Here is a 24,264-nt window from a genome sequence, read left to right as displayed (position 1 = left end):
TTAGTTGATCCGCTAAAGGTACTAAACCCACGCCTACGCCAGATCATTTTCATTCGCTCCGCAAGCTGCGCACCGGGTTGATGAGCGCTGCCCTGATGCTTTGAAAACTGACCGTCAGCACTGCAATGAACAACGATAAAGCCCCTGCCAGCGCAAACATCCACCATTGTAAAGGCACGCTGTAAGCAAAGCCCTGCAGCCATTTATGCATCAGCCACCAGGCTATAGGTACAGCGATCAGGAACGCCACCAGTACCAGCTTCAGGAAATCCATGGACAGCAATTGCGTGATAGACCCCACACTGGCGCCCATCACTTTGCGGATGCTGATCTCCTTGCGGCGCTGCTCCGCGCTGAAAGCTGCCAGGCCAAACAATCCCATGCAGGAAATGACGATCGCCATCATGGTAAATGAATCAATGATGCGCGTCGTCGTCCTTTCGCTTTCATATTGTTTGGCCACCTGGTCGTCCAGGAAGGTATAGGCAAAGGGGGCACCGGGAATGTCACGCTTCCAGATAGCGGCTATTTTTGCCAGCAGTGCTTTATAATCAGTAGTGCGCACGCTTACCGTAAGCATGGGCCAGGGATCATCATGCATGCTGCGTTTCCACAGCACAAAGCCGTCCATAGCATCGCGCAGGGGGCCATAGTGAAAGTCTTTCATCACCCCCACGATCTCTGCCTGGCGGTTTTGGTTATCGTATAAAATGGTGCCTACCGCGGTTTGCGCATTAAGCCCCATCATCTTTGCAAAGGTTTCATTCACCAGCACTTTACTGGAATCCGTACGCATAAAATCCCGTCCGTTGAGCAACCTGATACCATTGGCCGTCACAAAATGTTCGTCTGTGATAATATAGCTGGTGCCCTTTTGCGCTGATTCCTTTTGCCCATGCAGGAAAAATGAATTGTAGTAGTAAGAACCATTGCTTAAAAAACTGCTGGCATTGCTCACAGCCGTTACAGCACTGAGCTGGGAAAGGCTGTTGACAAACACAGGCATCCTGGCAATCGCATCCGGTGAGTACAACTGGAATACCAGGCGCTGCTCTTTCTCAAAACCAAGGTCTTTGTGTTTAATATAATTCAATTGTGCATAGATCACCACAATCCCGGAGATCAGCACAATGGACAATGTGAACTGGAACACCACCAGCCCGCGCCGGATGCCGGACGCAGAAACGCTGTTCGTAAAATTCCCTTTCATAATGCGCACCGCCTGGAAGGCCGATAAATACAGGGCCGGGTAACTGCCGGACAACAATGCGGTAAACAGGATCACGGCGCCCAGCAAGCCCGCCGCCCTCCAGCTGCGCAGCAGGGACAGGCCTACATCAGACTGTGTAAGCTGGTTGAGATAGGGCAAGGTCAGTACCAGCAATGGTACGGCGATCAATACGCTCACCAGGGTAAAAGCCAATGATTCACCCAGGAACTGGCGCAGGAGGTCAGCCCGGCCGGCGCCCAGCACCTTACGCACGCCTACTTCCCTGGCCCGGTGGGAGGCACGTGCCGTGGAGAGATTCATAAAGTTAATGCAGGCGATCAGCTGTATCATGATGGCGATAATGGCCAGCACCTTCAGCAGCAAAGCATCTACCGGCTGGCTGAGTAATATGCCCATGTAGCCGGGCGTGGTATGCACCGTGGTAATGGGCTGCAACACCAGCGTTTCATCAATGCCAGCCTTGCGCAGTTGCTCCCCGGCGTAGCGGTTTATAAATGCGGGCAGTTTGCGTTCAAACGCAGCGGCATCTGCATCCGGCCGCAGTTTGATGTAGGTGGATGCATACGTATTGCTGGTCCAGGTATCAGTAGTGTACATGTAACCGCCCACGCTGCCACTGTTCATGGTGATGAAGATATTAGCGTGCAGGTGGGATTTGCCCAGGCTTTCATCCACGATGCCTTTTACAGTGTAAGGGATCTTGTTGTCATAGGCATTCTCCATGTAAAAGGTCTTTCCGATGGGGTCTTCCGCACCAAAAAGCTTGTCAGCCGTGGACTTCAGGAGCACCACACTATGCGGTTCATCCAGGGCGGTGGCAGGATTGCCGGCAATAAAATGATAGGTAAATACACGGAAGAAAGTGGAATCTACATAAAAAGCCGCCTTTTCGTATATAGTCTTCCCGTTGTAGGTGAGCAGGTGCTGGTCTATGCCGGCAAAGGGGATCACGCGGGTGTATTGCAGCACCTCACCATAGTCCTTTTTGAGCAAAGGCGCCACAGGCGCGGCCGTAGTGGCAATGCGCTGCCGGGTGGCCTTGGCCTTGATATCATATACACAGGTGACCCGGTAAATATCCGCTGCATTACGGTGATGGCTGTCGTAGCTGAACTGGTCCATTACATACAACAGGATGTAGAGGCAGCATAAAGTACCCAGGGCCAGACCGGTGATATTGATCAGGGAGAATGTTTTATGCTTGGCCTGGAAGCGCAGGGAGGCCTTTATGTAATTGGCAATCATACATTGCGGGTTTGCTATTGTGGCCTCACGAAAGCAGTGCCGGTTTACAAGCCCTTCATTTTAAGCGGCTTAAAAGTTAGGCTTCCCCGCATCCGTCCGGTTTTGATACAGGCGGTGTGCAGTTTTGTAACGGGGGAACGAGGGCCAGGTCATCCTTTCCGGAAGTCCGAAGGCCTGGACTGGGTAAACTCGTAAAACGCATTACTGAAGGCCCCCAGGTTGCTATACCCTACCGCAAACGCAATATCACTGATGGGGTGCTTGGTGCGCAGGATCATTTCAATAGCCTTGATCATGCGCAGGGTTTTCAGGTACTGTAAAAACGAGATCTGCAGGGTGGCGCGGAACAGGCGGGATAGCGAACGCCCGCTCATATTGAAATGCCGGGCCACGCTTTCCAGCGTCAGCGCCTCTCCTACATTACGTTCCAGGTAGCGGGTGATCTTCTGCATATCGTCATTTTCAGTAGTGGGCAGCACGATGGGCAGGGCCTTGTTATTCAGCTCGGGCAGCAGGTTTTTCAGTGCCACCAGGAATTCAAAATTATGATCCCGCCGGTCCACATGCCGTCCATCCCACCGCTCGGTGTAATTGATCATCTGAATGAGCAATTCACTGGCGGGGTAAATACCCAGGCGGCTGTAAAAAGCATTGGCATGATCATCATACGCATAGAAGTATAAAGAACGCAGCACGGTGGCATTGCTGGCAATGCGCAGCATGTGCGGGACGCCCTGTGGCACCCAGAAATAGTGGCGGGCCGGTATTACGTAAGTACGCTCCCCGATAGTAATGTAGGCAATCCCCCCTTCCACGTAACTCAGTTGGCCTTTATTGTGTGTATGCAGCGGGATCAGCTTTTCCGACTTCTCATGCATGACAAATACGGAAGCCGCCCGCTTGTTGATCTCTGGTAATGACGCTATCAGTCCCATACTCCGAAAATAATCATTTGGCCGGAATTAATAAATAGTTGGCTGTTTATCGAAAATGATTCATTTGATCCCGGCGTAACTTTGCATCCACAATTGCGAAAATGAAACAGCTTACCTGGGCCCTCGCCCTGCTTTGCCTCCCGGCTATGGGCAAAGCCTCCCCCACGCCCACCCCGGGCGACAGCCTCCTTCACCTTTCTCTTCATGAAGTTTGGGACCTCGCCGCACAGCACAGCCGTGCCGTGGCCATGAAAAACAAGCAGGTGGCCATCCGGGGAGAATCCCTCAAAGATGCACAGGCAGAGCGCTTCCCGGAAGTGGATATAGCCGGCAACTATGAGAAGGCCACCAACATCCCGGTCTACGACAATGGCCTTTTCCATACCCCCAGCCAACACGAAGTAATTCATACCCTTTATAAAGTAGGCGCCGATTTTTACCTCAATCTTTACAACGGTAATAAGCTGAACCTGAAGATCGCGGAAGAAAAAGTAGCGCAGCAAATAGCCGGTATCCAACAGCAGCAAACACTTTCTGACATCCGCTACGCCGCTACGGCAGGGTACCTGGAGCTGCAAAAATCAATGGTCTACAAACAACTGGTACTGGCAGACATTGAAAACCAGGAAAAGCAACTGGAAGAGATCAGGGAAAACTACCGCGATGGCGTGGTGCTGAAAAGTGATGTGCTGCGCGTAGAGCTGGACCTCTCCCGCCGTAAGCTGCTGCTGGTACAGATAGACAATGACATCCTGCTGGCCAACCAGCAGCTGAATATCCTCATTGGCGAAGACGATGAACGCCCGGTGATGCCAGACAGCATCCCCATGAGTGACTTTACCACGGCTACCTATGAGCAGTACCTGCAAACCGCGATGGAGCATGCCTTTTCCTATCACATTTCCGAGCAGGAAACCCAGCTGCGTAAGATAGCACTGCAGCAGGTAAAGGCCAATGTAAGCCCCAAGATAGGCCTCTATGGCGACTTCTATTATGCCAATCCGCAGATCTTCCTTTACCCCTATAACCCGCACCTGTACTCACTGGGCATCAGCGGTGTGCGGGCCAGCTTCCCGCTTTCCTCCCTGTACCACAACCCGCACAAAGTAAAAGAAGCGGCACTGGAACTGGAAAAAGAAGAGATAGCGCACCAGGACGTGGCAGATAAGATCCGGCAGCAGGTAAAAGCAGCGTACCTGCGTTACCAGGAAGCGCTGGTACAGATCCAGGTGGCAAAGGCCAATATAGACCAGGCCACGGAGAATGCACGCATTATCAAGAACACTTACTTCAACCATACCTCCCTGATCACCGACCTGCTGGATGCGGATGTACAGGTGCTGCAAACCCGCTTTGAGCTGGTAGCAGCGCGCGTAGCTGCCCAAAACAAATATTACCTCCTTCAAAACGTGATAGGCACCCTCTGATATGAAAAAGAAATACACTGTCACTGACAGATTGATCACGCGCATTACCGGCTGGATAGCAGTGGCGCTTTTAGTGGCCCTGCTGGTGTGGGGCATACAAACACTCTGGGACTACCACCGCTACGAGCTCACTAACGATGCGCAGGTACAGGAATACGTGAACCCGGTAATCTCCCGCGCAGGGGGCTTTATCGTGGAAGTAAAATTTGAAGAGAACCAACCGGTAAAGAAAGGAGACACCCTCCTGCTCATCGACAGCCGGGAATATACCTTGCAGATAGACCAGACCCGGGCCTCCCTGGAAAAGGCAGTAGCACAACTGGCGGTGCTGAACAGCAATACCAATACCCTGCGCCAGTCGTCCAAAGCCGCAGCATCCCAGATAGCCGCGGCCAAGGCCAAAGTGTGGAAGCAGCAACTGGACTACGAACGCTATGAAAAAATGTACAACGCGGAATCTGCCACGCGCCAGCAACTGGAAAATGTAAAAGCCACGCTGGACGTATACCAGGCAGACGAGCGCGCAGCTACCGACAACTATGGCGCCTCCGTGTCGCGCATTGCAGACAATGAAAGTGAAAAGAACGTGGTAGCTGCGGAGATCACCCGCCTGAAAGCCTTACTGGACCGGCATGAGCTGGACCTCTCCTACACCGTGGTCACTGCGCCGTACGATGGGCGCATGGGCCGGCGCACCATTGAAAAAGGACAGATGATCAACGCCGGTGACGTGCTGGCTTACATAGTAGATAATGAAACCGATAAGTGGGTGGTGGCTAATTACAAAGAGACACAGGTAGCCCACATGCAGATAGGTGATTCCGTGCGGATCATGGCAGATGCTTACCCGGAACATCCTTTCCATGGCACTATCATCTCCTTCTCACCCGCTACCGGTTCCAGCTTTTCCCTGCTGCCGCCGGACAATGCCACGGGCAACTATGTGAAGATCGTGCAACGCCTGCCGGTGCGCATCCGCGTGGACGGGCCGCGCAATGAAACGGACCTGCTGCGTTCCGGCATGAACGTGAATGTTTATATCAACAAGGACCAGCATGCACAAAGAAAATAGCTTCCCGGTATTCCGGCATTGGGTTCCGGAATGGATGATCCGTGTCATCCTGTTCCTGGTCGTACTTCCCAGCCTGGTATTATTTTTCCTGCCGCTGGCCAATATCCCGGCGGCGGCCGGCTACTACGGCTGTGAACCATCCGACATACAATATGCCGTGGCATTGTTTTATGCAGGCTACACGGGGTTTTATTTACTGGAAAGGCGCTTTTTCAGCTTTTTTGCCAGCAAGGAATACTTCATTCTTTTTACCAGCCTGCAGGCGCTTACCGCCTTTGCAGCCTGGCGTACGGACTCCCTCTACGTATTCTTTCCCCTGCGCCTGCTGCAAGGCATGCTGTTCAGCGCGATGGTGAACCTCTCGCTTACGCTGATGTTCACGCACCTGAGAACGGAGCGGGCACGGGAAGTGAGCTTTTCCATATTCTTTGGATTGCTGCTCTGCACCGTACCGTTCAACAACCTGGTAACTGCAGACCTGGTCGATAGTTTTGATTTCAATATCCTGTACAAGTGCGCCGCCTTTTCCTACCTGCCATCCTTGTTCCTGATCCTGCTCACCATGAACAACGTGCACCTGCACGTAAAATTCCCCCTGTACAACCTGGACTGGCAAAGCTTCCTGCTCTATACCACCATTCTTTGCCTGGCAGGCTTCGTGCTTATTTACGGGCAGGAATATTACTGGCTGGAAGATAAGCGTATAGCCGGCAGCGTTATTGCCATTGTGCTCCTGGGATTTGTATATGCCGTGCGTCAGCGGCGTATGCGCCGGCCTTATATGCGGTTATCCGTATTCCGTTCCCGCAACTTTAATGTGGCCATCCTGTTGCTGTTCATCATGTACATCTGCCGTTTTGCTTCCGGGGTGACAAATACATTCTTTGCATCCGTGCTGAAGTTTGACCCCATGCATGTGTCGTATATTAATGTCTTCAACATTGCCGGGCTGATCGTGGGCGTATTCGTAGCCTGCCTGCTCATTTTGCAGCGCTACCCCATCCGTTTTATCTGGCTCACGGGTTTTATGGCCTTGCTGGTATTTCATGGAGTCATGTACTTCCTGTTTGATACGCAGGCAGATGAAGATCATTTCTTTATCCCGCTGTTTGTGCAGGGGCTGGGCGTGGGCATGATCATGGTGCCCACCATTGTGTTTTCCATTTCCTCTGTGCCGGTGGTAGAGGCTACCTCCGCGGCGGCGGTATGCCTGGCCGTGCGCTTCCTGGGTTTCTGCGCGGCTATCAGTGCTATCAACTACTTTGAGCTGTTGGGCAAAGGCCGCCACTACAATGCTTTCCAGGACCATCTTACCAAACTGGATCCCGAGGTGCGGCATACGCTGGCCCTGCAAACCCAGCAGCTGGTGCACAAAGGCATACCGGCTTCGCAGGCTGGCCGCCTGGCGAACCGCCTGCTGGTGAATGCCCTGGGTGGGCAAAACCAGTTACGGTTTGCGATGGATTATTATGAGATGATGTTTATCCTGCTGGCAGGTACGTTGCTGCTTATTCTTTGCTTTCCTTTTTTGAGCAGGACGGTGGTGTATCTGAAGCGGCGGGTATTGTCGCCGGCGTAGGGCCGGGAACCATCGGGGCATCAGTATTCCACCTCCGGTTCAAAACGGAGCCAGGTGGGTATGCGCTCGTGAATGCGGGTACGCTCCACCATTTGCAGCAATAATACTTTCACAATATCTAACGTGGTAAGCGCCACGGCCGCACAGCACAAAATGGTGGCGAGGTACACGCGGGCCGGGGACACTTTGTCTGCATAGAACATGTTCCACACGTGCGAATGCAGGCAGTAAAAGACAATGCCGCTACCCAGGTATACAAGAAGGATAGTAAAGAGGGTCTTAAGCAGGCGCACTACAAATACATCATTGTTGGTAGAGAACATTTCCAGTAGATTGAGGATCAGCAGCACGCCCAGCAGGCCATAGATAAAAATATGGGCGTGCAGGGTTACGCGCCCGGTATTGCTCCATCCTGGCCGGGCATGCAGGCCCAGGGCATGGTCCGGCAGCAACATGGTAACGGCATAAATGGCAATGAAAACAAGAATGGTAACGTAATAGGGAAGTAATTTTCTGGTGCTCATAACGGGAAACATTTAAAGGTTGAGCAATAAAAAAAACAACAGTACGTATAGCCGCAGGCGTTATCAAGGATCAGCGCCCCGCAGCAGGGATCTTTTGGGATAAGGTCCTTTCTTCATCCTAATTTAATACAGGATCATATACAAAACGCGCATTAAAAAAGCCTTATGAAACATTTAACAAATGTTCCATAAGGCCTGGAAAAATCATTAAAAACCCTACCGTTGCGGGTACCAGTTGCGCAGGCGCACATCGATGGCTTTATCGCCTGCATTTACCTTCTCTTTAAAGGCGTTCACATCGCTCAGGCCATTTTTACCGCGGTAGTGATAAGGATATACCACCTTGGGTTTGAAGGCCAGTACGGCATCTGCAGCTTCCGGGACGTCCATGGTGTAGGGCAGGTTCATACACACAAAGGCTACATCAATATTTTTCAGGGCACGCATCTCGGGGATGCCCTGGGTATCGCCGGAAAGGTAAATGCGCTTGCCACCAATGGTGAGCACATAGCCATTGCCGCGGCCCTTGGTGTGCATGGCGGCGGGGCTTTCCGGCAGGTTGTACATGGGAAGGGCAGTAATGGTGATACCCTTTACAGTAGCGGTGCCGCCATTGTGCAGCACTACCACATGGCCCTTGTAGGCGGCGGGCAACTGATCCGCCACCACCTGGGGCACAACGAGCGTAGCCTTGCTGGCGTTAATGCTGGCCAGGGCAGTCGTATCAAAGTGATCACCGTGAATATCTGTGATCAGTACAATGTCTGGCGCACCAAGGCCCTTGAACAGGGCGGGATCGCCGGAGGGATCGGCATAGATGTTAATGCCTTTGACGGAGAGCAGCAGGCTGGCGTGCACAATGGGCTGTACCGTGAGGGCGCCTGCGCTGGTCTGGATCTTGTCGGCCGGGGCCAGCTGGGCCTGGGCGGTGCCGGCCACCAGGGCCATACAGGCTGCGAGGATGCGGAGTTTCATGTTGGTGAAGCTTGATTGAAATGTGAAGGTAAATAAGTTGCGGATCATAGGATCTGAACAGGTTACTATTTATCCGGGAAGGCGCATCAAAAAAGGGTGCAGCATTTACTACACCCTCTTTTCAATACCGTCTGCGGGTCATTACATAAAAAATTCTTCGGATACAATCTTACCATCCTTTACATTGTACACGCACAGCTCAGACATTACCATGCGGTCGTGCCCTTTCATTTTGATGTCCATGCCCAGGGTGCAGGCAAATGAATTGCCGGCCACGATGGGATCGGAAACAGTGTAGCCATAAGTGGCTTCCACGCTTTCCTCCCATTTCTTCCCTTTTGCTTCGATGGCCGCGAGCCCTTTTGTCTCTTTGGCGAAATCAGGGGTTTCATAAGGTTCGATGCTGATCGCATCTTTGGAAAACAATTCCTTTTGTGCAGTGTCAAACTCGCCTTTCCTACAAAGTGTTACCAGGCGGTTGGCAATCTCTTGTGTTGTCATGAGCGGTGAATTTTAGCACCTGTAATTTAAGTTATTTTTATGACCTCCGTCATATAATTCAGGCCCTGCTGTGTACCTGCGGCACCAACCATATGCACTACGTATGAATTCGCCACAGTGGCTAATTTCAGCCTTTTGTTAATCCGTACTGATTCATTAATTTCACATCACCAACCATCCGTATGCAGCCAGTCCTTTGGCGCATGCCTCCGGAGATGAAGCATGCATTTGTGTTTCTATTTTTTGCCACGGCGTTTTGCTGTGTGCGCCCGTATACATTAAAAGTCAAACTGTTTATGCGCAAGATTCAATTCATGACGATGATCGTGCTGTTATCGTCCTTCACGATGCAACGTACTCCTACACCCGCTGGTATCCGCCTGATAGGCAAACACCGGTATACCCTCCTGGACAGCACCGGGTTCCCATTGTACAGCATCAACAAGCTGGTACAGGGCGAAAAGATAGCCCGCCCGCAAACGGTGTACTACTTTAGTGTAGATGCCCAAAGCCCGCTGCAGGAGCTGACCCTGCACAACCTGGAGACGGCCTTTGCTGCGAATAGCCGTTTCCGTTATGCCCTGGAAGCCCAGTTCCACAGCGACAAAGCGCTTACTGCTTACGATCCTTACCTGAAAATGTATAAAGTGGAATATCTCTTCCAGCAGGCCAACCATTAACATGCAAAATGCCGGTACCGCGATGTGCAGTACCGGCATTTACTATTGTGGATGGGGCTATTTCAGTGTTTCCACTTCCAGTTGGGGCGCATCTGCCACCAGGGCCTTGATGGCATCCGGCAGGTAGGGCCGTCCACCGGCAGCCGGCACACAGGTGCCGGTGAAGACCGCGGTGGTCATCACCTTCCCGTTCATCACGATGTTTTGCTTAAAGTGCAGGCGGGGACCGCCGGACTTGTCGGCATACAGGGTACAGGTCACGGAGAATGCATCGTCCTTTTTAAGGGAACGGAGGTACTTGATGGTATATTGGGAGAGCACCATGAAAACGCCCTGGTGGGCCTGCTCTTCGAGGTCAAAACCCAGTACTTCGCGGATGAAATCGTGGCGGCACGATTCCATGTAGAAGGGATAGTACAGGCCATCCATAATGCCCTGTACATCTATGTGTGCGGGATCTACGGTGTATTGTTTTTCAAAGTCCATAGCTGTTGATTTTGCGTGTGCGCAAAAGTATTGAATATTTTTTTTGGAACTTTGGAAAAACCGTGTACTTTTGCACTCCCTGAAACACAAATCAGTGATGCCCAGATGGCGAAATTGGTAGACGCACTGTGTTCAGGTCGCAGCGCCGCAAGGTGTGCTGGTTCGAATCCAGTTCTGGGCACAAGAGGCTTTGTAAGTTTTGGCTTACAAAGCCTTTTTTAATTTTGGCTGGTTTGCTTCCACGCTTTTTTATGCTTTCTCCCACATCAAATAACCTGCAAGTTTGTGCCAGTGTTATCTTCCCTTCTTGGAGTCGTCTGGCTGTTTGGTAGAAAGCAGCAACTTTAACCCAAACGTCATCTCTGCATCACCGAATCAACTGTCTTATTTAGCAAGGTGAGATCATAATCTTTCATCTCCTGACTGTTATAGATGATATATCCATCTCTGTCAATTAATACATACGTGGGCATTGCGGCACGACCAAATTGGTTTGGTAAGCGATAGTTACCATAAACATTTAGTCCTTCCGACATATGATAGGTCTTTATAGCACGCTCGAATTTGACAAAATCAAAATCTTCACTCACAGCTAATACCGCAAATTTCTCCCTGGAATAACTATCCCTTAAATGCTTGATAGTCGGTATATTTTTGATGCACGGACCACACCAACTCGCCCAGAAATCAATCAGCAAATATTTCCCCTTAAAGCTGCTTAATGAATATACGCTTCCATCAACTGTAGTACATTCAAAATCAGGAGACTTACTATATAACTTTCGTTTATTTCGTGCCAATTGATACTCAAGAAATATCTTCCCTTCTGAACTTTCCTTAAATTCCTTTGGAAAGGTATTCTCAAAAAAAGATATTACCGTTTCCGGACGCAACGCCTCCGAATAAAAGAAGGAAATGAAATACCAAAATGAGAAATACTCGGATGAATGCGTGCTAAGATAGCTCATCTCGCATGAACGATGAGCTACTGTCAGCTCATTAAACAGCTTATACAGAGAATCGCCGCTATAACCTGGATGCTTCTTCAAAAAATCTACTCTCCTATCCCAAGCGTCTGCACACGCTTCTTTTAGCCCGCACCAGGTATTACCCTTAACATTTTGCGCGTTGACCAATTGAAATACACGGTTACCGAAGCTTCCTGGCATCTGAATTACAGCAGGCTCGTTCGTCACCCAAAAAAAATCCGATGTATCAATTCCACGAGTTCCGATACTGATGGTTCCGTATTTCGAATAAAGCGTATCCTCTATAAAAACCTTCCTTGCATTAGGCCCAAGGCTCACATGATGTTTGTAACCGTTGTTATAGGCAATACTTATATCCTCTGCCTTCACGGTTTTGGGAAGCCATATAGTTACAGCCATCTTGTGCTGCGCTACGGCAGATATAGGAGCTAAAATAGCCAACCCTAAAAAGTAAAATACCCGGTAAGTTTTCAATGTGTGAAGTTAAGCAGACAGGAAATATTTTAAATCAGATACACCATAATTTGGCGGCAATTGATGACCGTTTATAAAGAATGTGGGCGTGTATGTGATCTCATTGTCAATACACCACTTATTCATATAATCGATCTCCGAATAACTGTTTTCAATTGTGGCCAGAGGAAACTTTTGTGAAAACAACTCATAGTCCTTTTTATCGGTATAGCGCCAATAATTAATTGCATCTTGCAAATATTCGCTATTATTCATCCTCATCAGCTCAATGAAGTGCTTAACAGGTTTTGAATTGATACATTGACATCTAAAATACAGTAAAGAAAGGCAAGACAGAAAAAATAGCCGGTAAAAAGGGTTTGGCAAAGCCTAACGTGAAATAGTCTTGCGATGTAGCTTCCCCCACTCAATTAAATGATCCAGTACAGGGTACAAAGATTGGCAATACCCGGATAGCGTATAAGTGACATCCTTAGGAAAATCAGGGTCTTCCGTTCTTATAACCAGCTTATTCAACTGCATAAACTCCAGTTCCTTTGAAAGCATACTGAAGGTGATCCCAGGAATGCACTTTGCGATCTCGCGGTAACGGTGATTGCCGTTGTAGATCGCAAGGATAACCGCCATTCGCCATTTGCCGCTTAAAACATATAGAGCGTCCTGCGCGTATTTAATTTCTTCTTGCTGCTCAATGGTACAGATATATGGATGTACCGGTTCATTATTCTCCATGATCACTGCTATTGTTCATCATAGCACTTCCCAAAAAAGAAAAGTGCTTCAAATATCTTCGTATAAAAGTAATCATACTTTTTAACTTTTGAACATGGAAAAGCGCACATGGAACGCCAATTAAGACCATGCGTTTTCTGCCATTTCTGAAGCACTTTTTTTTGGATTAAATCACAGGATAAAATTAAGGATCAACAGTATGAGTAACACTATTAAAGGCCAGATTGCCCTCGTAACGGGCGGAACAAAAGGAATCGGGAAAGCGATTGCGGACAAATTAAGCAGTGCAGGCGCAACAGTTATTGTAACGGCGAGGACCGAACCGAAAGAAAATCCAAACGGATATTATTTCATTGCTGCAGACCTGGCAAGGCCGGAAAGCGCAGAAAAGGTGGCCAGGGAAGTATTGGATCAATTTGGAAAGATCGATATTATCATCAACAACGCTGGCGCAAACCTCAGTATGGGCGGCAGTTTCAGCTCGCTGACAGATGAGCATTGGGACAACGACTTCCAGCTGAACCTAATGGCGGCAGTCCGGCTCAACAAGGCTTTTCTCCCTGCGATGATTGAACAAAAAAGTGGGTCCATTATCAACATCTCCACCTATGCCGCCATTCAACCGCTTTGGGAAATGACAATGACCTACTCAGCTGCCAAAGCTGCATTAAATGCCTATACCAAAGCATTGTCCTTTGAAGTTGGACCGAAAGGCATCCGCGTAAACGCAGTTTCCCCGGGAGTCGTAAAAACGCCCCTGATGCAGGACTTCATTGAAGGCATCGCCCAATCGTCAAATATATCAGTGGATGAAGCTTTCAGATCTGTGATGAATAGAGTGGGCGAAGTCCCCATGGGCAGAATGGGAGAGTCCGAAGAAATTGCCAACCTGGTGGCGTTTTTGGCTTCTCCCGAAGCAAAATATATTACAGGTGCCAATTATTTAATTGACGGTGGGCTGAGCCCCGTTGTTTAGGCCATTCCCAAAACCAATACTTAGCTACAACATCCCAGATCCGGTTAGAAAAATGCAGCTTCCGTTGCAGTGATTTGTATCACTGAAAAGTGAACAGATGAAAATCATAACCGGATCATTGGGCATGATCCTATTCACGTGGGCGCCTACGCCTTCTTCACAAACTCCGATTTCAGTGCCATGGCCCCAAAACCATCAATCTTGCAGTCAATATTATGATCACTATCCACCAACCGGATATTCCGCACTTTGGTCCCGGCCTTTATGCTCTGGGAAGAGCCCCTCACCGGTAAATTCTTGATCGTCACCACAGCATCCCCGTTCTGGAGAATATTCCCGTTACAATCTTTCACGACAAACCCCTCCGTTGCCGCCTCTTTCTCCTCGGGATTCCATTCATGCCCGCATTCCGGACATACCAGCAGGTTATCCATTTCATAAGTAAACGTCGATTTGCACAAGGGACAGGGAGCTAATTCAGCCATGATGTTATTTTTTGGGCGCAAAGATAAAAAATTCCAGGCACTGTGCCCAGTTATCAACAAAGAGCCCCCCGGCAAAGACGCCCCATCCAACTGATTATTTCCAATTCTTCTGCGTATTTTACTCCTTTGCTACGGGAACCACGTTAAAACAAACCACGCTCATGAAACGCACCATTGCTTCATTACTCACCTTGCTCCTGCTCCCCTTCATGGCAGGTGCACAAAAAAAATCATACGCATTCAACGAAAACGGCATTTCCCGCCAGGTACTGGAAAACTACCTGGACAAAGCCATCACCATGGTATACCTGCTTACCCCGGATAAGCCGGAGGGCAACCGGCCCTATCCCTATCACGCAGATGATATCCGCATGGTCAAAAACACTGGTGCAAAATTCATTGGCAGGGCCATTTACCGCTGGGGTGGTGAAAGCATGTTAAACAAGCCCGCATTCTGGGATACTGCCCGTGCCATCATCCACGAACTGCATGCGTACGACCCGGATATCATCTTCCAGGGGTGCCTGTTCGAGATCGTTACCACCGATGTGAACCAGGTAAGCGTACCGGCCTGGGTGTTCCAGGCATATGGTCTTCCGGTAACATCGCGGAATTTTAATTACAACGCCATGCTGAACCGCCAGGGAAAACTCGTTGACCATTGGCGCAAAGGCAGCAGCGTGCCGGATATCACTGAGCAGGAAACACAGCTCTGGTTCTATTTCCTGGCCTGTTCTTATATCAACATGGGTTGCGAGGCATTCCACCTAGGGCAGGTGGAACTGATCGGCATGAACGATCCCGGCAGGGATGCATGGGAAAAGATAACCGGTAAGATCAGGGACTATGCCAAAGCGCACGCCCGCAGGCATTGGGTATTGCTGGATGCGCACGTTCCTGGCGGCGGCATGCTGAAAGATGGCAAAAGCCTGCTCGATTTTAATTCCTTCCCGCTCCGCATCAAAGAGATCCCGGAAAAGCCCTGCAAAGGAAAACTACAGGTCAATTACCTCGATGGCATTTACAACAAAAGCAAAGGCGGCATTTCTCCCAGTGGCTGGCCGTGTGAGCACCTGCCCTACCTCGTAGAGTTTGACAACTTTGGCCGCAGTGATAAACCCAATGTGGCGGATACAACTTCCCATTTCGTCTGGGGGTGGGATGAGATCTCCTGGCTTTCGCTGCAACCGGAAGCCTACCGGAACAGTTGGCTGCAATATGCACACAACTGGATCAAAAGAACGGACCCGAACGGGCACCTGGAAATGCCGGGTAGCCGCATGATCACTTGTCCTAACACCTCACAAGGCAGCTACCGGGCCAATACCAGGAGCCTCGCCTGCCCCATTGGATACTCGCAGGAAGAGACGATCAAAACGCTCTTTCACTGACGCAATTTTTCGATAAAACGATCACATCTTTTCATAAAAAAAAGGGGCTGTCTCATAAGTAAAATGAAGGCTCTGAGAATCGCCTGTACGAAAATTTTCTCCATCAGGTACCCGAATGAAAAGGGGCTGTCTCGAAGTTTTGAGACAGCCCCTTTTTTTTATGATCCCTTTCCAGTTGGATATTCATCATTTAAAACGGCGCAAACCCTCCATAAGTATTCCGGCTGACGCTCACACTGCCCGAAATGGAAAATGTGTGCTGGTCATTGGTGTACATCACCCCTACCTGCGCCGCAGGATAGGTGCCAAAGCTGCCCCTGTTCATATAACTCCCGCCAAAGCTCCCATTCTTGAAGCCTGGCTGGTAAAACGCATTATTACCATAGAAATAGGATGGCGTAATGGAAATGCCACCAAATGCGGTCAGGTGTTCGGTCAGCTGCCGGTTTAGCTGCAACCCCAGCGGAGCCGATAAAAACGAACCACTGCCGCCCCTGAACGCCACAAATCCCGTGGAAATGCTGGCATACTTCACCAGTGACCATTTTGAACGCAGGCCATTGGTATCGATCGCATGGTTATAACGCCCAAACGAAAGCGGGCTGGTGCTCACCCCTCCGAAAGGAACGGGCGTCTGGGCATTTGTGCCCACGACCGCCACTAACAACGCAGTTATGAAAAGTATCCGTTTCATATGCATAAAGATACGTATCCATCGCTTTCAGAACTGTTAAATGTCGGGCGCCCCTCCCCTGTCACAATTGATGGCTATTCCGTACCTTTGCGGGCATTCTTTAAAAACACCGTAAACGCGGGCTGCATCAGCCATACCAGCCTGCCTGCCAACATGTACTGCATCCCTTTCAAAAACGAAGCTGGCGCCGCTTCCCTGGCCCGGGACCTGGCGTTTTCCCTCTCGGAAAACCCGCACCCACTCTGCCTCCTGGCCGCCATGGAGCTGCAGGATTACCTTCGGGACCAACAGGAATGGCAGCACAACTTCGGCCTTTCTCCCACTACCAGTGGCCGTGTGGCCGGGAAAATGTTCGGCGTATTGGCCGTTCGCAAGCCGGATGGCACACTGGCTTACCTGGCCGCCTTTTCCGGCAAACTGGCGGGCGCCAACCAACACGCGCGTTTTGTGCCGCCGGTCTTTGATACGCTGGCAGACGGCGGCTTTGTAAATGCCGGCATGCAGCAACTCACTGCGCTCAATGCAGCCATCCACGCGCTGGGTGAACAACCCTCCAACGCACCGGAAATAGACCGGCTGAAAGCGGCGCGCAAAACCCACTCCATCCGCCTGCAGCAGCGCATCTTTGAACACTATCATTTCGTAAACAAAGCAGGCCGCCGCAAAAACTTGCTCTCGCTTTTTAAAACCGCCGGCTACCAGCAGCCACCAGCGGGTGCGGGCGAATGCGCGGCGCCAAAGCTCCTGCAATATGCTTTCCAGCACGGCCTCACCCCACTGGCCCTCACGGAATTCTGGTGGGGCCTCTCCCCCAAGTCTGCCACCTGGAAGCATGGGCATTTCTATGCGCCCTGCCGCGAGAAATGTGCGCCCATCCTGGCGTTTATGCTAGGCGGCGGGGCATAAGCATTTTATTGTTCTTCCGTATTCACCGGCACACAGATATAACTGTCGCTCAACCAGCGGATCTTCAAAGGCGCACCGGCATCGGCTATCGTTTCTGTGCTTACATCCTTACCAGTTCCGTAATTGATCTCCGCAAACGGGTTCTTGTCAATATCCAGCATCACTAACAAGCGGCTTCCCTTACGCAGCTGGCGGCTCACCAGCCGGGTTTCGGTGAAGGGGATGTCCGCTATCCTGCCGGGCTCCAGCAGCTGCCGTTTCGTAGGATCTTTTGCATAGCTGGCGCATCCCAGGAAATAGGATAATTCAAAATACTGCCCGTCCGGCGTCACCTCATACAGGGTGACGCCAAAGTTCATATCCTTTTTGTTGATCACGGCCTTGAGATGGCCGTAAAAGGCCCCATTGACCACCACCGGCTTATCAAACGGCTGGCTGATGAAATACAGGCCTGTGCTGCGCGACAGCCGTTCCCGGATCAACGGGGCCGGGTAGTAATCATTGTTAAAGCGGGTCCTGTCTGCCAGGTCCACCGTTTGTAACACGGCGCCGGTGCGGGCGGGCCGGGAGCTCACTAACTGGTAGTTGCCAGCGGCTGGCTTGTTGGAGAGATAAAATGTCAGCGTGGTATCACTCATTTTTTCCAATGAAGGCGCATGCCGCCATTCATTGGCACCCATCACTTCATAGTTCACTTTGTCTTTGAGTATTGCGGGCTTAGGTCCATTCCGTAAAATATAATCCAGCCATTGAAAGGTGATCTCCCGGGTGTTGATCAGCGCTACGGAATCTACCTTGTACCCACGCAGCACCGGCCTGCCACCCACCTGTGTTCCAAAGTGATCATAGGGGCCAATGACCAGGTAATGCTCCGCATTTTTGTTATACCGCACATGCTCCCGCATGTAGTGCAGCCCGGAGATCTGCCCATCGTCATAATAACCTTCTATGGTGAGCACCGGGATGTTGATGTTTGCAAAATCTTCTTTGTAAGGTACCATGTGCTGCCAGTACGCATCGTATGCAGGGTGCTGTAACCAGCGTTGCAGTAAAGGATTGGCCTCCCCGTCAATGCTGTCAATACTGCGATAGGCGGCACCACTGGCAAACCAGGTGTTGCGCATCCGGCGCCAGCGCTCTTCATCGTTATTCACGGCCGTGTCCAGGTACCTGTTGTGGGTTACGTAAAACGCCCACTGGTAATTGGCATTCAGGAAAACGTTATTTTCCATTGGCAGTCCCTGGCCGGGAATGGCCGCCACGTATGGCACTATGGTCTTCAAAGCAGGATGCAGGTGCTTGGTGGCGGCCCATTGCGCAAAGCCTACATAACTGCCCCCGTACATACCCACGCCACCATTACACCAGGGCTGTTTACTGATCCAGTCTATCACCACGTTCACATCATTTACTTCATGCTCATAAGGCAGGATGGCATCCGGGCTGAGATGCTTGCCCCGCGTTTCGGCCACCACGCCTACATACCCACGGTCTGCTATGTCTTTGGCTTCTTTCAGGTAACGGGCAGGATTGGTATAAATCGTAAAATACAATACTGCGGGCAGCGGTACCTTTATGGCTCTTTTGCGCACCACCATCACGGACAATGCAGCGCCATCCGGTGTTGTAAGCAGGATGCTGTCTTTAACCAGGTAGGTACTATCAATGTTTGCCTGCGGGGCAGACTGCGCCCATCCGCTATGCGCCAGGAAAAGGCATAGCAAGGCCAGGTGAAAAATCCTTTTCATCTTTAATTGTTTTAGGGGGAAATGCTATTGGTTAAAACCAGCCACCCTGCCGGAATTTCACAGATTGCCTGTCAGACAGTTCCAACTGTTCGCCGGTTTGAAGGGTGATCTTTATCCGGCCGTTCTCTGGCGGATAAACGTCTTTGATGTAAGCGGTATTGACCAATTGCGTGCGGTTGGCCCGGAAGAATGCTGTGCCCAACCTTTCTTCCAGCTGGCTCAGGGAGCTTTTAAGGAGCACCTTTTTATCTTCAAAATACAGGCAGGCATAGTTCCCTGCGGATTCAATGAGGCGCAGTTTGCCCAGCTCCACGAAGTAACATTTACTACCGTCCTTAATGAAGATGCGCCGTTGCGCCAGGGCGGTGTTTGATCCATTAGGCTCCTGCAGCTTGTGCAACGCCTTTTCCATGGCCCGGGCAAAACGCTCTTCGCGGATAGGCTTCAACAGGTAATCAAGTGCATTGATGTCAAAAGCCTGCACTGCGTAGGTATCATAGGCCGTGGTAAAGATCACTTCCGGCACCTCGGGCAATGACTCCAGCAGCTCAAAACCGGACTGGCCCGGCATCTTTATATCCAGGAAGACCAGGTCGGGGTGCAGGGTGGTTATCAGCGCCCTGGCCTCATCGGCATCCCGCGCCTCTCCTGCCAGCTCCAGGCTGGGATACAGCGCCAGCAACCTTTTCATTTCGTTGCGGGCTGCGCGTTCATCATCAATCACTAAAACACGGATCTGCTTCATGTGACAGGAATTAACAAGGTAGCCAAAACAGTTCCATCTTCCTGCGCGGTTATCTCAAACACGCCGTGTGCAGGATATTGCAGCCGTATACGCTCGCCCAGGTTCTTCAGGCCCAATCCCATGTTAGACCTGGCAACATCCAGCTGCCCGGGGTTTTGTACTTTTATCTCGATCATCCCGTTATTACGTATAACCGTTACCGTTATATCACCACCAGCCTTCTGCACAGATACACCATGCTTGATGGCATTCTCCACCAGGGTCTGGACGCTCAGTCGCGGCAGGTGCTGCTCCAGCAAGGCATCATCCACGGAAATATGGTACCGCAAGCGCTCTTCCAGTCTCATTTTTTCCAGTTCCAGGTAGTCATTTACCAGGTCCAGCTCCGCCTGTAACGTTACCTGCTGCCGGTCACCGTTGTACAGCGATGAGCGCAGCAGTGCTGCCATCAGGTCCACGCCCCGCCGGGCAGCAGTGGGGTTTTCAATGATCAGGGACTTGATATTATTGAGTGAATTAAAAAAGAAATGCGGGTTCAGCTGGGCGGATAAATTATTGAGCTGGGCTTCTTTGGTGATCACTTCCAGCCGTGCATTTTCCCGGGCAATGATGATCTCCCGCTGCGCATAATGATAGAGGTGGTAAGCCAGTACCCAAATGGTCATAAGCCGCAAACCCGCTACCAGCACAGGCAGCCAGTTGTCTGCAAAAAACACGGCGAAAGGCTGTGAGAACCCGGTAATGGCCATCCGCAGCAGGTAGATCTTCGTGATAGTGGTGACCATATAGGCCAGCGACAATACCAGGTCAGCGGGAATGATGCGCCACAACAATTGCGGCAATGGTAACCGCTGCCATCCCAGGCGCAACACCAGGTTGCGGTAAGCATGTGTGAGCAGGATGTACAGCACCACGTCCGACACAAAATAGGATACCGCCAGTGACCACCGGAAGCCTTGCCCCATCCATCCTGTAACGCCCCAATACAAGGCAGCGGCAGACCAGCCAATGAGCTGGCATTTCCAATAGCGGGATATATGCGGGCGTTGTTTCATACCAGGCTCAAAGGAAATACATTCCCGCGAAATGGCAGGGGGAAAAGTAGCGGAGCGCGGCAAAGGGGGTGGTGAGTGCGGCAGCAGGCGTAGCCCTGGCAATACGGCGGCCCAAGCATGATCACTGGCGGCCAAAACAAACCATACAAATAGAACAAGACATACACCTACTTATGTTTGCACCCCATGTTTCAAGTTCTTCACGCTTTTGTCAATAATTAAAAACTCCTTTCCTTCCAACTACCCGTCATTGCTCATTTTTCATTAGTTTCCAACTACCAAATATTCCACGTATGGAAATCATGCACAACCTATATGACGAGCTGATCGGCTTCATGGGGCTGCGTTCCCTGCTCGATATGTATCAAACAGGTAACTACAAAGCCTTGCTTACTTTAAACGGTATTTTGGGGGCTGTTTCGCCCGTACTGCCCTTTTTACTGGTCATTGAAATTATACGCGCCATTGTATACAAACGGTTCAAGATCGAAGATTACCGCATGCCCTTTTTTATCTTCATCATCAACCGTGTCATTGGCCGCTTTTTATCTATTGCGGCCGTGGCATTCTGCATCGGGGTGTTTGAAAAGTATGCACTGTTTAAAACCACCTTCACGTGGTACTGGCTCATTTACGGGTATATCATCTGGGAGTTTGGGCACTTCCTGTACCACTTCTGGGGGCACCGTGTACGCTTGTTCTGGTGCCTGCATGCCACGCACCACACACCGCAAAGCATGAACCTTTCTGTAAGCTATGCGCACTTCTTCCTGGAAGGTGCTTATGCAGACTGCATCCGTACCACGGTGTGCATGCTGGCTGGTGTAAACCCGCCATTGCTCTTTTTCATTATGTTCATTGATGGCACCTGGGGTGGCTTTATCCACGCAGGTGAAAACGTGGTCAAAGACGGGCGCCTTGGCTTCCTGAACCGGTGGATCTTAACGCCCTCCCACCACCGGGTGCATCACGCTAAAAACCCGCTCTACATGGATACCAACTTCTGTAACCTGCTCAATATATGGGACCGTGTGTTTGGTACTTTCCAGCATGAAGTACCCAACCTGCCCATTGAGTATGGCGTATCCAGGGATGTGAACAACCGCAACTTCTTGGACGTTTACTTCGGTGAATTTTATTACCTGGCGCTGGATGTATGGAAAGCACCCGGCCTGTGGAATAAGGTACGCTACATTTTTATGCCGCCCGGCTGGAGCCACACGGGCGCTCACAAAACAGCCGTTGTAGTAAGGCGGGCTTATCTCGAATCACTAAAGCAGGAGCAGCCTATCGCTGCACCACAAACCACGTTATATGAAACAGCACAGCAACAAACCAACTGATACCGGCTCTTCCCGCCGCCAGTTTATCCGCAACACATCCCTCACCATTGGCAGCCTGTGGCTCACGAACAACCTGCTGGGCAGCAGCAAAGAACCAGTGTACGGCCACAACGAAGTGCGCTACACGCTGGACACGCATTGGAGCAAGTGCACGCCACAGCAATACCCGGTGAATGACTGCCATGAAATGGTGCAGGACAAAAAAGGGCGCATCCTCCTGCTCACCAACGAAACCAAGAACAATGTGCTGGTCTACGACACCAGGGGACAGGTCCTGGATGCATGGGGACACCACTTCCCCGGTGCGCACGGCCTCACCTTGCACGATGAGAATGGTACAGAATTTCTTTACATCACCGACACGGTAAAACACCAGGTGTATAAAACCACCATGACCGGGGAAATACTGCTCACCATAGATGCCCCGGCAGATGCGAAGCTGTATGAAAAACCGGAAAAATTTGTACCCACAGAAACCACCATCGCATCCAATGGCGACATCTTCATTGCCGATGGCTACGGGGAACAATACATCCTGCATTACAACAGCAAGGGGGAGTTACTTAACTATTTTGGCGGGCGCGGGGATGGTGACGAGCACCTGGACAATGCACACGGCATCCTGCTGGACCCGCGCCGGAAAGATGGCTCCCTGCTGGTTACAGACCGTACCCGCAACTGCTTTAAGCGTTTCTCCCGGGAGGGGAAGCTGCTGGAGATCATCCGCCTGCCCGGCGCCTGCGTATGCCGCCCGGTAGTGCAGGGCGATTACCTGTATGCGGCCGTACTTCGCTCACCGGACATGAATAAGGAAGGCAGCGGGTTTGTAACGATCCTGGACAAACACAATAAAGTGATCAGCAATATTGGTGGCAGTGAACCGAAATACGTGGACGGACAACTGCAACCCATGTCGCAGACGGACAAGATCTTTGTACACCCGCATGATGTGTGCGTGGACCGGGATCATAACCTGTACGTGGCGCAGTGGGCATCTGGGAAGGTGTATCCTTATAAACTGAAAAGAGTGTAATGACGCCCAGATAAAACAAGGGCTGTATCTTTTTTTGATACAGCCCTTGTCACTTTTATGCAGTGTATAATTTCCGGTATTCATTGGGTGCCAGCCCTACCTTCTGTTTAAACAGGCGCGTGAAGTGCTGGGGATATTTAAAACCGAGATCGTACGCTACCTCACTGATGGACTTCTCCATATCAGACACCCGCTCTTTTGCCATGTCGATCACCTTACCCTGGATATACTCCTGGGCGGAAACGCCGGTTTCCTTTTTCACCAGGTCGCCAAAATAATTGGCGGACAAGTTCAGTTGCCGTGCACACCAGGCCACGGATGGCAGCCCTTCCTGTTGCGGTTTCCCGGCCGAGAAATAATCCAGCAGCAATGCTTCAAATCTTTCCAGCACACCTTTATGTGCATTGTCGCGCGTAATGAACTGGCGGTCGTAGAAGCGGTTACAATAATTGAGGAACAGTTCAATGTTGGAAGTGATCAGCGTCTTACTGTGATGGTCCACGCTGTGCTGCAGTTCATACTGGATCTTCCGGAAGCAGTCCAGTACAATCTCCCGTTCTTCTTCGGAGAGGTGCAGGGCCTCATTCACATCGTAGGAAAAGAAAGAATAATCCTGCATGTGACGGCCCAGGGCCGTGCCTTTTATTAACTCGGGGTGAAAGACCACTACCCAGCCTTTAGGCGCAACGACCTCCATTTTTCTCTTTACACCGATCACCTGGCCGGGGCCAATGAAAACAAGCGTGCCTTCCTGGTAATCATAATGATGGCGCCCATAGCGCAACTCGCCGCAGTCCAGTAACTTCAGGAAAATAGCGTACAAGCCAAAATTGAAGGACCTGGCCGGCATCAGCTGTGCTTTAGACAGGTCTATTACAGACACCAGCGGGTGCTGGGTGGGAACGCCCCGCAATTTATTGTACAGGTCTACGCTGTCTATTTTAACAATCTCTTCCATAACTACGGTTTCTATGCCAAAGTTAACCCTTTCCGGCTGCACACCCGCTACGGCAGCAGCCCACCTGTGATCTTGGTAGG

23 protein-coding genes and 1 tRNA gene are annotated in these 24,264 nt (G+C 50.8%); 10 read left to right on the top strand and 14 right to left on the bottom strand.

Annotation, left to right across the window (positions count from 1 at the left end; all coding sequences use genetic code 11):
• Positions 1-49: 49 nt before the first annotated feature.
• Together DCC81_RS20565 and DCC81_RS20560 are read right to left on the bottom strand one after the other, a co-directional pair.
• Positions 50-2,476: an ABC transporter permease gene (locus DCC81_RS20565; RefSeq protein ID WP_240613036.1), complete on the bottom strand. Its 2,427-nt coding sequence runs from the start codon at positions 2,474-2,476 to the stop codon at positions 50-52.
• 149 nt (positions 2,477-2,625) lie between these two features.
• Positions 2,626-3,411 (bottom strand): helix-turn-helix transcriptional regulator, encoded by a 786-nt coding sequence (locus tag DCC81_RS20560; protein ID WP_108688564.1) that lies wholly within the window; start codon positions 3,409-3,411, stop codon positions 2,626-2,628.
• A gap of 101 nt (positions 3,412-3,512) precedes the next feature.
• On the opposite strand from DCC81_RS20560, the gene DCC81_RS20555 reads away from it, so the two are divergent.
• From DCC81_RS20555 to DCC81_RS20545, 3 genes are read left to right on the top strand one after another with little or no spacing between them, the layout of a single operon-like run.
• A complete protein-coding gene (locus tag DCC81_RS20555; protein WP_108688563.1) occupies positions 3,513-4,838 on the top strand; it encodes a TolC family protein in 1,326 nt (441 codons plus the stop codon).
• Between the two features lies 1 nt (position 4,839).
• The gene (locus DCC81_RS20550) at positions 4,840-5,910 is read left to right on the top strand and encodes an HlyD family secretion protein (RefSeq protein WP_108688562.1); all 1,071 of its coding nucleotides are present in this window, start codon (positions 4,840-4,842) and stop codon (positions 5,908-5,910) included.
• The gene (locus DCC81_RS20545; protein ID WP_205686395.1) at positions 5,894-7,489 is read left to right on the top strand and encodes an MFS transporter; all 1,596 of its coding nucleotides are present in this window, start codon (positions 5,894-5,896) and stop codon (positions 7,487-7,489) included. Before DCC81_RS20550 ends, DCC81_RS20545 begins: the two co-directional genes overlap by 17 nt.
• A 20-nt stretch (positions 7,490-7,509) precedes the next feature.
• On the opposite strand, the gene DCC81_RS20540 is transcribed toward DCC81_RS20545, so the two are convergent.
• From DCC81_RS20540 to DCC81_RS20530, 3 genes are all read right to left on the bottom strand, one after another.
• Positions 7,510-8,013 (bottom strand): hypothetical protein, encoded by a 504-nt coding sequence (locus DCC81_RS20540; protein WP_108688560.1) that lies wholly within the window; start codon positions 8,011-8,013, stop codon positions 7,510-7,512.
• A 216-nt stretch (positions 8,014-8,229) separates the two neighbouring features.
• Entirely contained in the window at positions 8,230-8,988 is a 759-nt protein-coding gene (locus tag DCC81_RS20535) for an MBL fold metallo-hydrolase (protein ID WP_108688559.1), read from the bottom strand.
• Between the two features lie 141 nt (positions 8,989-9,129).
• A complete protein-coding gene (locus DCC81_RS20530) occupies positions 9,130-9,489 on the bottom strand; it encodes a SnoaL-like domain-containing protein (protein ID WP_108688558.1) in 360 nt (119 codons plus the stop codon).
• Between the two features lie 296 nt (positions 9,490-9,785).
• Here DCC81_RS20530 and DCC81_RS20525 point away from each other — a divergent pair, with 296 nt between their 5' ends.
• A complete protein-coding gene (locus DCC81_RS20525) occupies positions 9,786-10,169 on the top strand; it encodes a hypothetical protein (protein WP_133177742.1) in 384 nt (127 codons plus the stop codon).
• Positions 10,170-10,226: 57 nt separating this feature from the next.
• Here DCC81_RS20525 and DCC81_RS20520 read toward each other — a convergent pair whose 3' ends face one another.
• Positions 10,227-10,655 carry an acyl-CoA thioesterase gene (locus DCC81_RS20520; RefSeq protein WP_108688556.1) on the bottom strand — a complete coding sequence of 143 codons (429 nt, stop codon included), beginning with the start codon at positions 10,653-10,655 and terminating at the stop codon, positions 10,227-10,229.
• A gap of 99 nt (positions 10,656-10,754) precedes the next feature.
• Between DCC81_RS20520 and DCC81_RS20515 the strand changes: the two genes are divergently transcribed.
• A tRNA-Leu gene (locus tag DCC81_RS20515) sits at positions 10,755-10,836 on the top strand.
• Positions 10,837-11,011: 175 nt separating this feature from the next.
• On the opposite strand, the gene DCC81_RS20510 is transcribed toward DCC81_RS20515, so the two are convergent.
• Together DCC81_RS20510 and DCC81_RS20500 are read right to left on the bottom strand one after the other, a co-directional pair.
• Positions 11,012-12,118 carry a TlpA family protein disulfide reductase gene (locus tag DCC81_RS20510; RefSeq protein ID WP_133177741.1) on the bottom strand — a complete coding sequence of 369 codons (1,107 nt, stop codon included), beginning with the start codon at positions 12,116-12,118 and terminating at the stop codon, positions 11,012-11,014.
• A gap of 369 nt (positions 12,119-12,487) precedes the next feature.
• Positions 12,488-12,850 carry a winged helix-turn-helix transcriptional regulator gene (locus DCC81_RS20500; protein WP_108688553.1) on the bottom strand — a complete coding sequence of 121 codons (363 nt, stop codon included), beginning with the start codon at positions 12,848-12,850 and terminating at the stop codon, positions 12,488-12,490.
• Between the two features lie 199 nt (positions 12,851-13,049).
• Between DCC81_RS20500 and DCC81_RS20495 the strand changes: the two genes are divergently transcribed.
• Positions 13,050-13,826 (top strand): SDR family oxidoreductase, encoded by a 777-nt coding sequence (locus tag DCC81_RS20495; protein WP_108688552.1) that lies wholly within the window; start codon positions 13,050-13,052, stop codon positions 13,824-13,826.
• Positions 13,827-13,972: 146 nt separating this feature from the next.
• On the opposite strand, the gene DCC81_RS20490 is transcribed toward DCC81_RS20495, so the two are convergent.
• Positions 13,973-14,311, bottom strand: a complete 339-nt coding sequence (locus DCC81_RS20490; RefSeq protein ID WP_108688551.1) for a zinc ribbon domain-containing protein YjdM — start codon at positions 14,309-14,311, stop codon at positions 13,973-13,975.
• A 161-nt stretch (positions 14,312-14,472) separates the two neighbouring features.
• Between DCC81_RS20490 and DCC81_RS20485 the strand changes: the two genes are divergently transcribed.
• Complete coding sequence (locus DCC81_RS20485) at positions 14,473-15,702, top strand: hypothetical protein (protein WP_108688550.1); 1,230 nt, start codon at positions 14,473-14,475, stop codon at positions 15,700-15,702.
• Positions 15,703-15,892: 190 nt separating this feature from the next.
• Here the strand turns inward: DCC81_RS20485 and DCC81_RS20480 are convergent, their stop codons facing one another.
• Entirely contained in the window at positions 15,893-16,396 is a 504-nt protein-coding gene (locus tag DCC81_RS20480) for a hypothetical protein (RefSeq protein WP_133177740.1), read from the bottom strand.
• On the opposite strand from DCC81_RS20480, the gene DCC81_RS20475 reads away from it, so the two are divergent.
• Positions 16,397-17,302 carry a pseudouridylate synthase gene (locus DCC81_RS20475; RefSeq protein WP_240613035.1) on the top strand — a complete coding sequence of 302 codons (906 nt, stop codon included), beginning with the start codon at positions 16,397-16,399 and terminating at the stop codon, positions 17,300-17,302.
• Positions 17,303-17,307: 5 nt separating this feature from the next.
• Here the strand turns inward: DCC81_RS20475 and DCC81_RS20470 are convergent, their stop codons facing one another.
• The 3 genes from DCC81_RS20470 to DCC81_RS20460 are packed head-to-tail and all read right to left on the bottom strand — an operon-like array spanning position 17,308 to position 20,850.
• Positions 17,308-19,050, bottom strand: a complete 1,743-nt coding sequence (locus DCC81_RS20470) for a CocE/NonD family hydrolase (protein ID WP_108688547.1) — start codon at positions 19,048-19,050, stop codon at positions 17,308-17,310.
• 31 nt (positions 19,051-19,081) lie between these two features.
• Complete coding sequence (locus DCC81_RS20465) at positions 19,082-19,795, bottom strand: LytR/AlgR family response regulator transcription factor (RefSeq protein ID WP_205686394.1); 714 nt, start codon at positions 19,793-19,795, stop codon at positions 19,082-19,084.
• Positions 19,792-20,850, bottom strand: a complete 1,059-nt coding sequence (locus tag DCC81_RS20460) for a sensor histidine kinase (RefSeq protein WP_108688546.1) — start codon at positions 20,848-20,850, stop codon at positions 19,792-19,794. The genes DCC81_RS20465 and DCC81_RS20460 overlap by 4 nt, the downstream gene beginning before the upstream one ends.
• A gap of 293 nt (positions 20,851-21,143) precedes the next feature.
• Between DCC81_RS20460 and DCC81_RS20455 the strand changes: the two genes are divergently transcribed.
• The gene (locus DCC81_RS20455) at positions 21,144-22,193 is read left to right on the top strand and encodes a sterol desaturase family protein (protein ID WP_108688545.1); all 1,050 of its coding nucleotides are present in this window, start codon (positions 21,144-21,146) and stop codon (positions 22,191-22,193) included.
• On the top strand, positions 22,165-23,226 hold the full coding sequence (locus tag DCC81_RS20450) for an NHL repeat-containing protein (protein ID WP_108688544.1): 1,062 nt from the start codon (positions 22,165-22,167) through the stop codon (positions 23,224-23,226). Before DCC81_RS20455 ends, DCC81_RS20450 begins: the two co-directional genes overlap by 29 nt.
• A gap of 55 nt (positions 23,227-23,281) precedes the next feature.
• Here the strand turns inward: DCC81_RS20450 and DCC81_RS20445 are convergent, their stop codons facing one another.
• Positions 23,282-24,184 (bottom strand): helix-turn-helix domain-containing protein, encoded by a 903-nt coding sequence (locus DCC81_RS20445; RefSeq protein ID WP_108689263.1) that lies wholly within the window; start codon positions 24,182-24,184, stop codon positions 23,282-23,284.
• Positions 24,185-24,264 lie beyond the last annotated feature (80 nt).

This window comes from Chitinophaga parva (assembly GCF_003071345.1).
Classification (GTDB): domain Bacteria; phylum Bacteroidota; class Bacteroidia; order Chitinophagales; family Chitinophagaceae; genus Chitinophaga; species Chitinophaga parva.
This window is presented reverse-complemented; position numbering and strand designations above follow the sequence as displayed.

Bases quoted from the DNA above. Each gene is read 5' to 3' on its own strand.
- DCC81_RS20445 (WP_108689263.1), bottom strand. From the start codon at position 24,184: ATGGAAGAGATTGTTAAAATAGACAGCGTAGACCTGTACAATAAATTG.
- DCC81_RS20500 (WP_108688553.1), bottom strand. From the start codon at position 12,850: ATGGAGAATAATGAACCGGTACATCCATATATCTGTACCATTGAGCAG.
- DCC81_RS20555 (WP_108688563.1), top strand. From the start codon at position 3,513: ATGAAACAGCTTACCTGGGCCCTCGCCCTGCTTTGCCTCCCGGCTATG.
- DCC81_RS20565 (WP_240613036.1), bottom strand. From the start codon at position 2,476: ATGATTGCCAATTACATAAAGGCCTCCCTGCGCTTCCAGGCCAAGCAT.
- DCC81_RS20485 (WP_108688550.1), top strand. From the start codon at position 14,473: ATGAAACGCACCATTGCTTCATTACTCACCTTGCTCCTGCTCCCCTTC.
- DCC81_RS20550 (WP_108688562.1), top strand. From the start codon at position 4,840: ATGAAAAAGAAATACACTGTCACTGACAGATTGATCACGCGCATTACC.
- DCC81_RS20520 (WP_108688556.1), bottom strand. From the start codon at position 10,655: ATGGACTTTGAAAAACAATACACCGTAGATCCCGCACACATAGATGTA.
- DCC81_RS20495 (WP_108688552.1), top strand. From the start codon at position 13,050: ATGAGTAACACTATTAAAGGCCAGATTGCCCTCGTAACGGGCGGAACA.
- DCC81_RS20450 (WP_108688544.1), top strand. From the start codon at position 22,165: ATGAAACAGCACAGCAACAAACCAACTGATACCGGCTCTTCCCGCCGC.
- DCC81_RS20540 (WP_108688560.1), bottom strand. From the start codon at position 8,013: ATGAGCACCAGAAAATTACTTCCCTATTACGTTACCATTCTTGTTTTC.
- DCC81_RS20545 (WP_205686395.1), top strand. From the start codon at position 5,894: ATGCACAAAGAAAATAGCTTCCCGGTATTCCGGCATTGGGTTCCGGAA.
- DCC81_RS20465 (WP_205686394.1), bottom strand. From the start codon at position 19,795: ATGAAGCAGATCCGTGTTTTAGTGATTGATGATGAACGCGCAGCCCGC.
- DCC81_RS20455 (WP_108688545.1), top strand. From the start codon at position 21,144: ATGGAAATCATGCACAACCTATATGACGAGCTGATCGGCTTCATGGGG.
- DCC81_RS20535 (WP_108688559.1), bottom strand. From the start codon at position 8,988: ATGAAACTCCGCATCCTCGCAGCCTGTATGGCCCTGGTGGCCGGCACC.
- DCC81_RS20470 (WP_108688547.1), bottom strand. From the start codon at position 19,050: ATGAAAAGGATTTTTCACCTGGCCTTGCTATGCCTTTTCCTGGCGCAT.
- DCC81_RS20475 (WP_240613035.1), top strand. From the start codon at position 16,397: ATGCATAAAGATACGTATCCATCGCTTTCAGAACTGTTAAATGTCGGG.
- DCC81_RS20560 (WP_108688564.1), bottom strand. From the start codon at position 3,411: ATGGGACTGATAGCGTCATTACCAGAGATCAACAAGCGGGCGGCTTCC.
- DCC81_RS20480 (WP_133177740.1), bottom strand. From the start codon at position 16,396: ATGAAACGGATACTTTTCATAACTGCGTTGTTAGTGGCGGTCGTGGGC.
- DCC81_RS20525 (WP_133177742.1), top strand. From the start codon at position 9,786: ATGCGCAAGATTCAATTCATGACGATGATCGTGCTGTTATCGTCCTTC.
- DCC81_RS20490 (WP_108688551.1), bottom strand. From the start codon at position 14,311: ATGGCTGAATTAGCTCCCTGTCCCTTGTGCAAATCGACGTTTACTTAT.
- DCC81_RS20530 (WP_108688558.1), bottom strand. From the start codon at position 9,489: ATGACAACACAAGAGATTGCCAACCGCCTGGTAACACTTTGTAGGAAA.
- DCC81_RS20460 (WP_108688546.1), bottom strand. From the start codon at position 20,850: ATGAAACAACGCCCGCATATATCCCGCTATTGGAAATGCCAGCTCATT.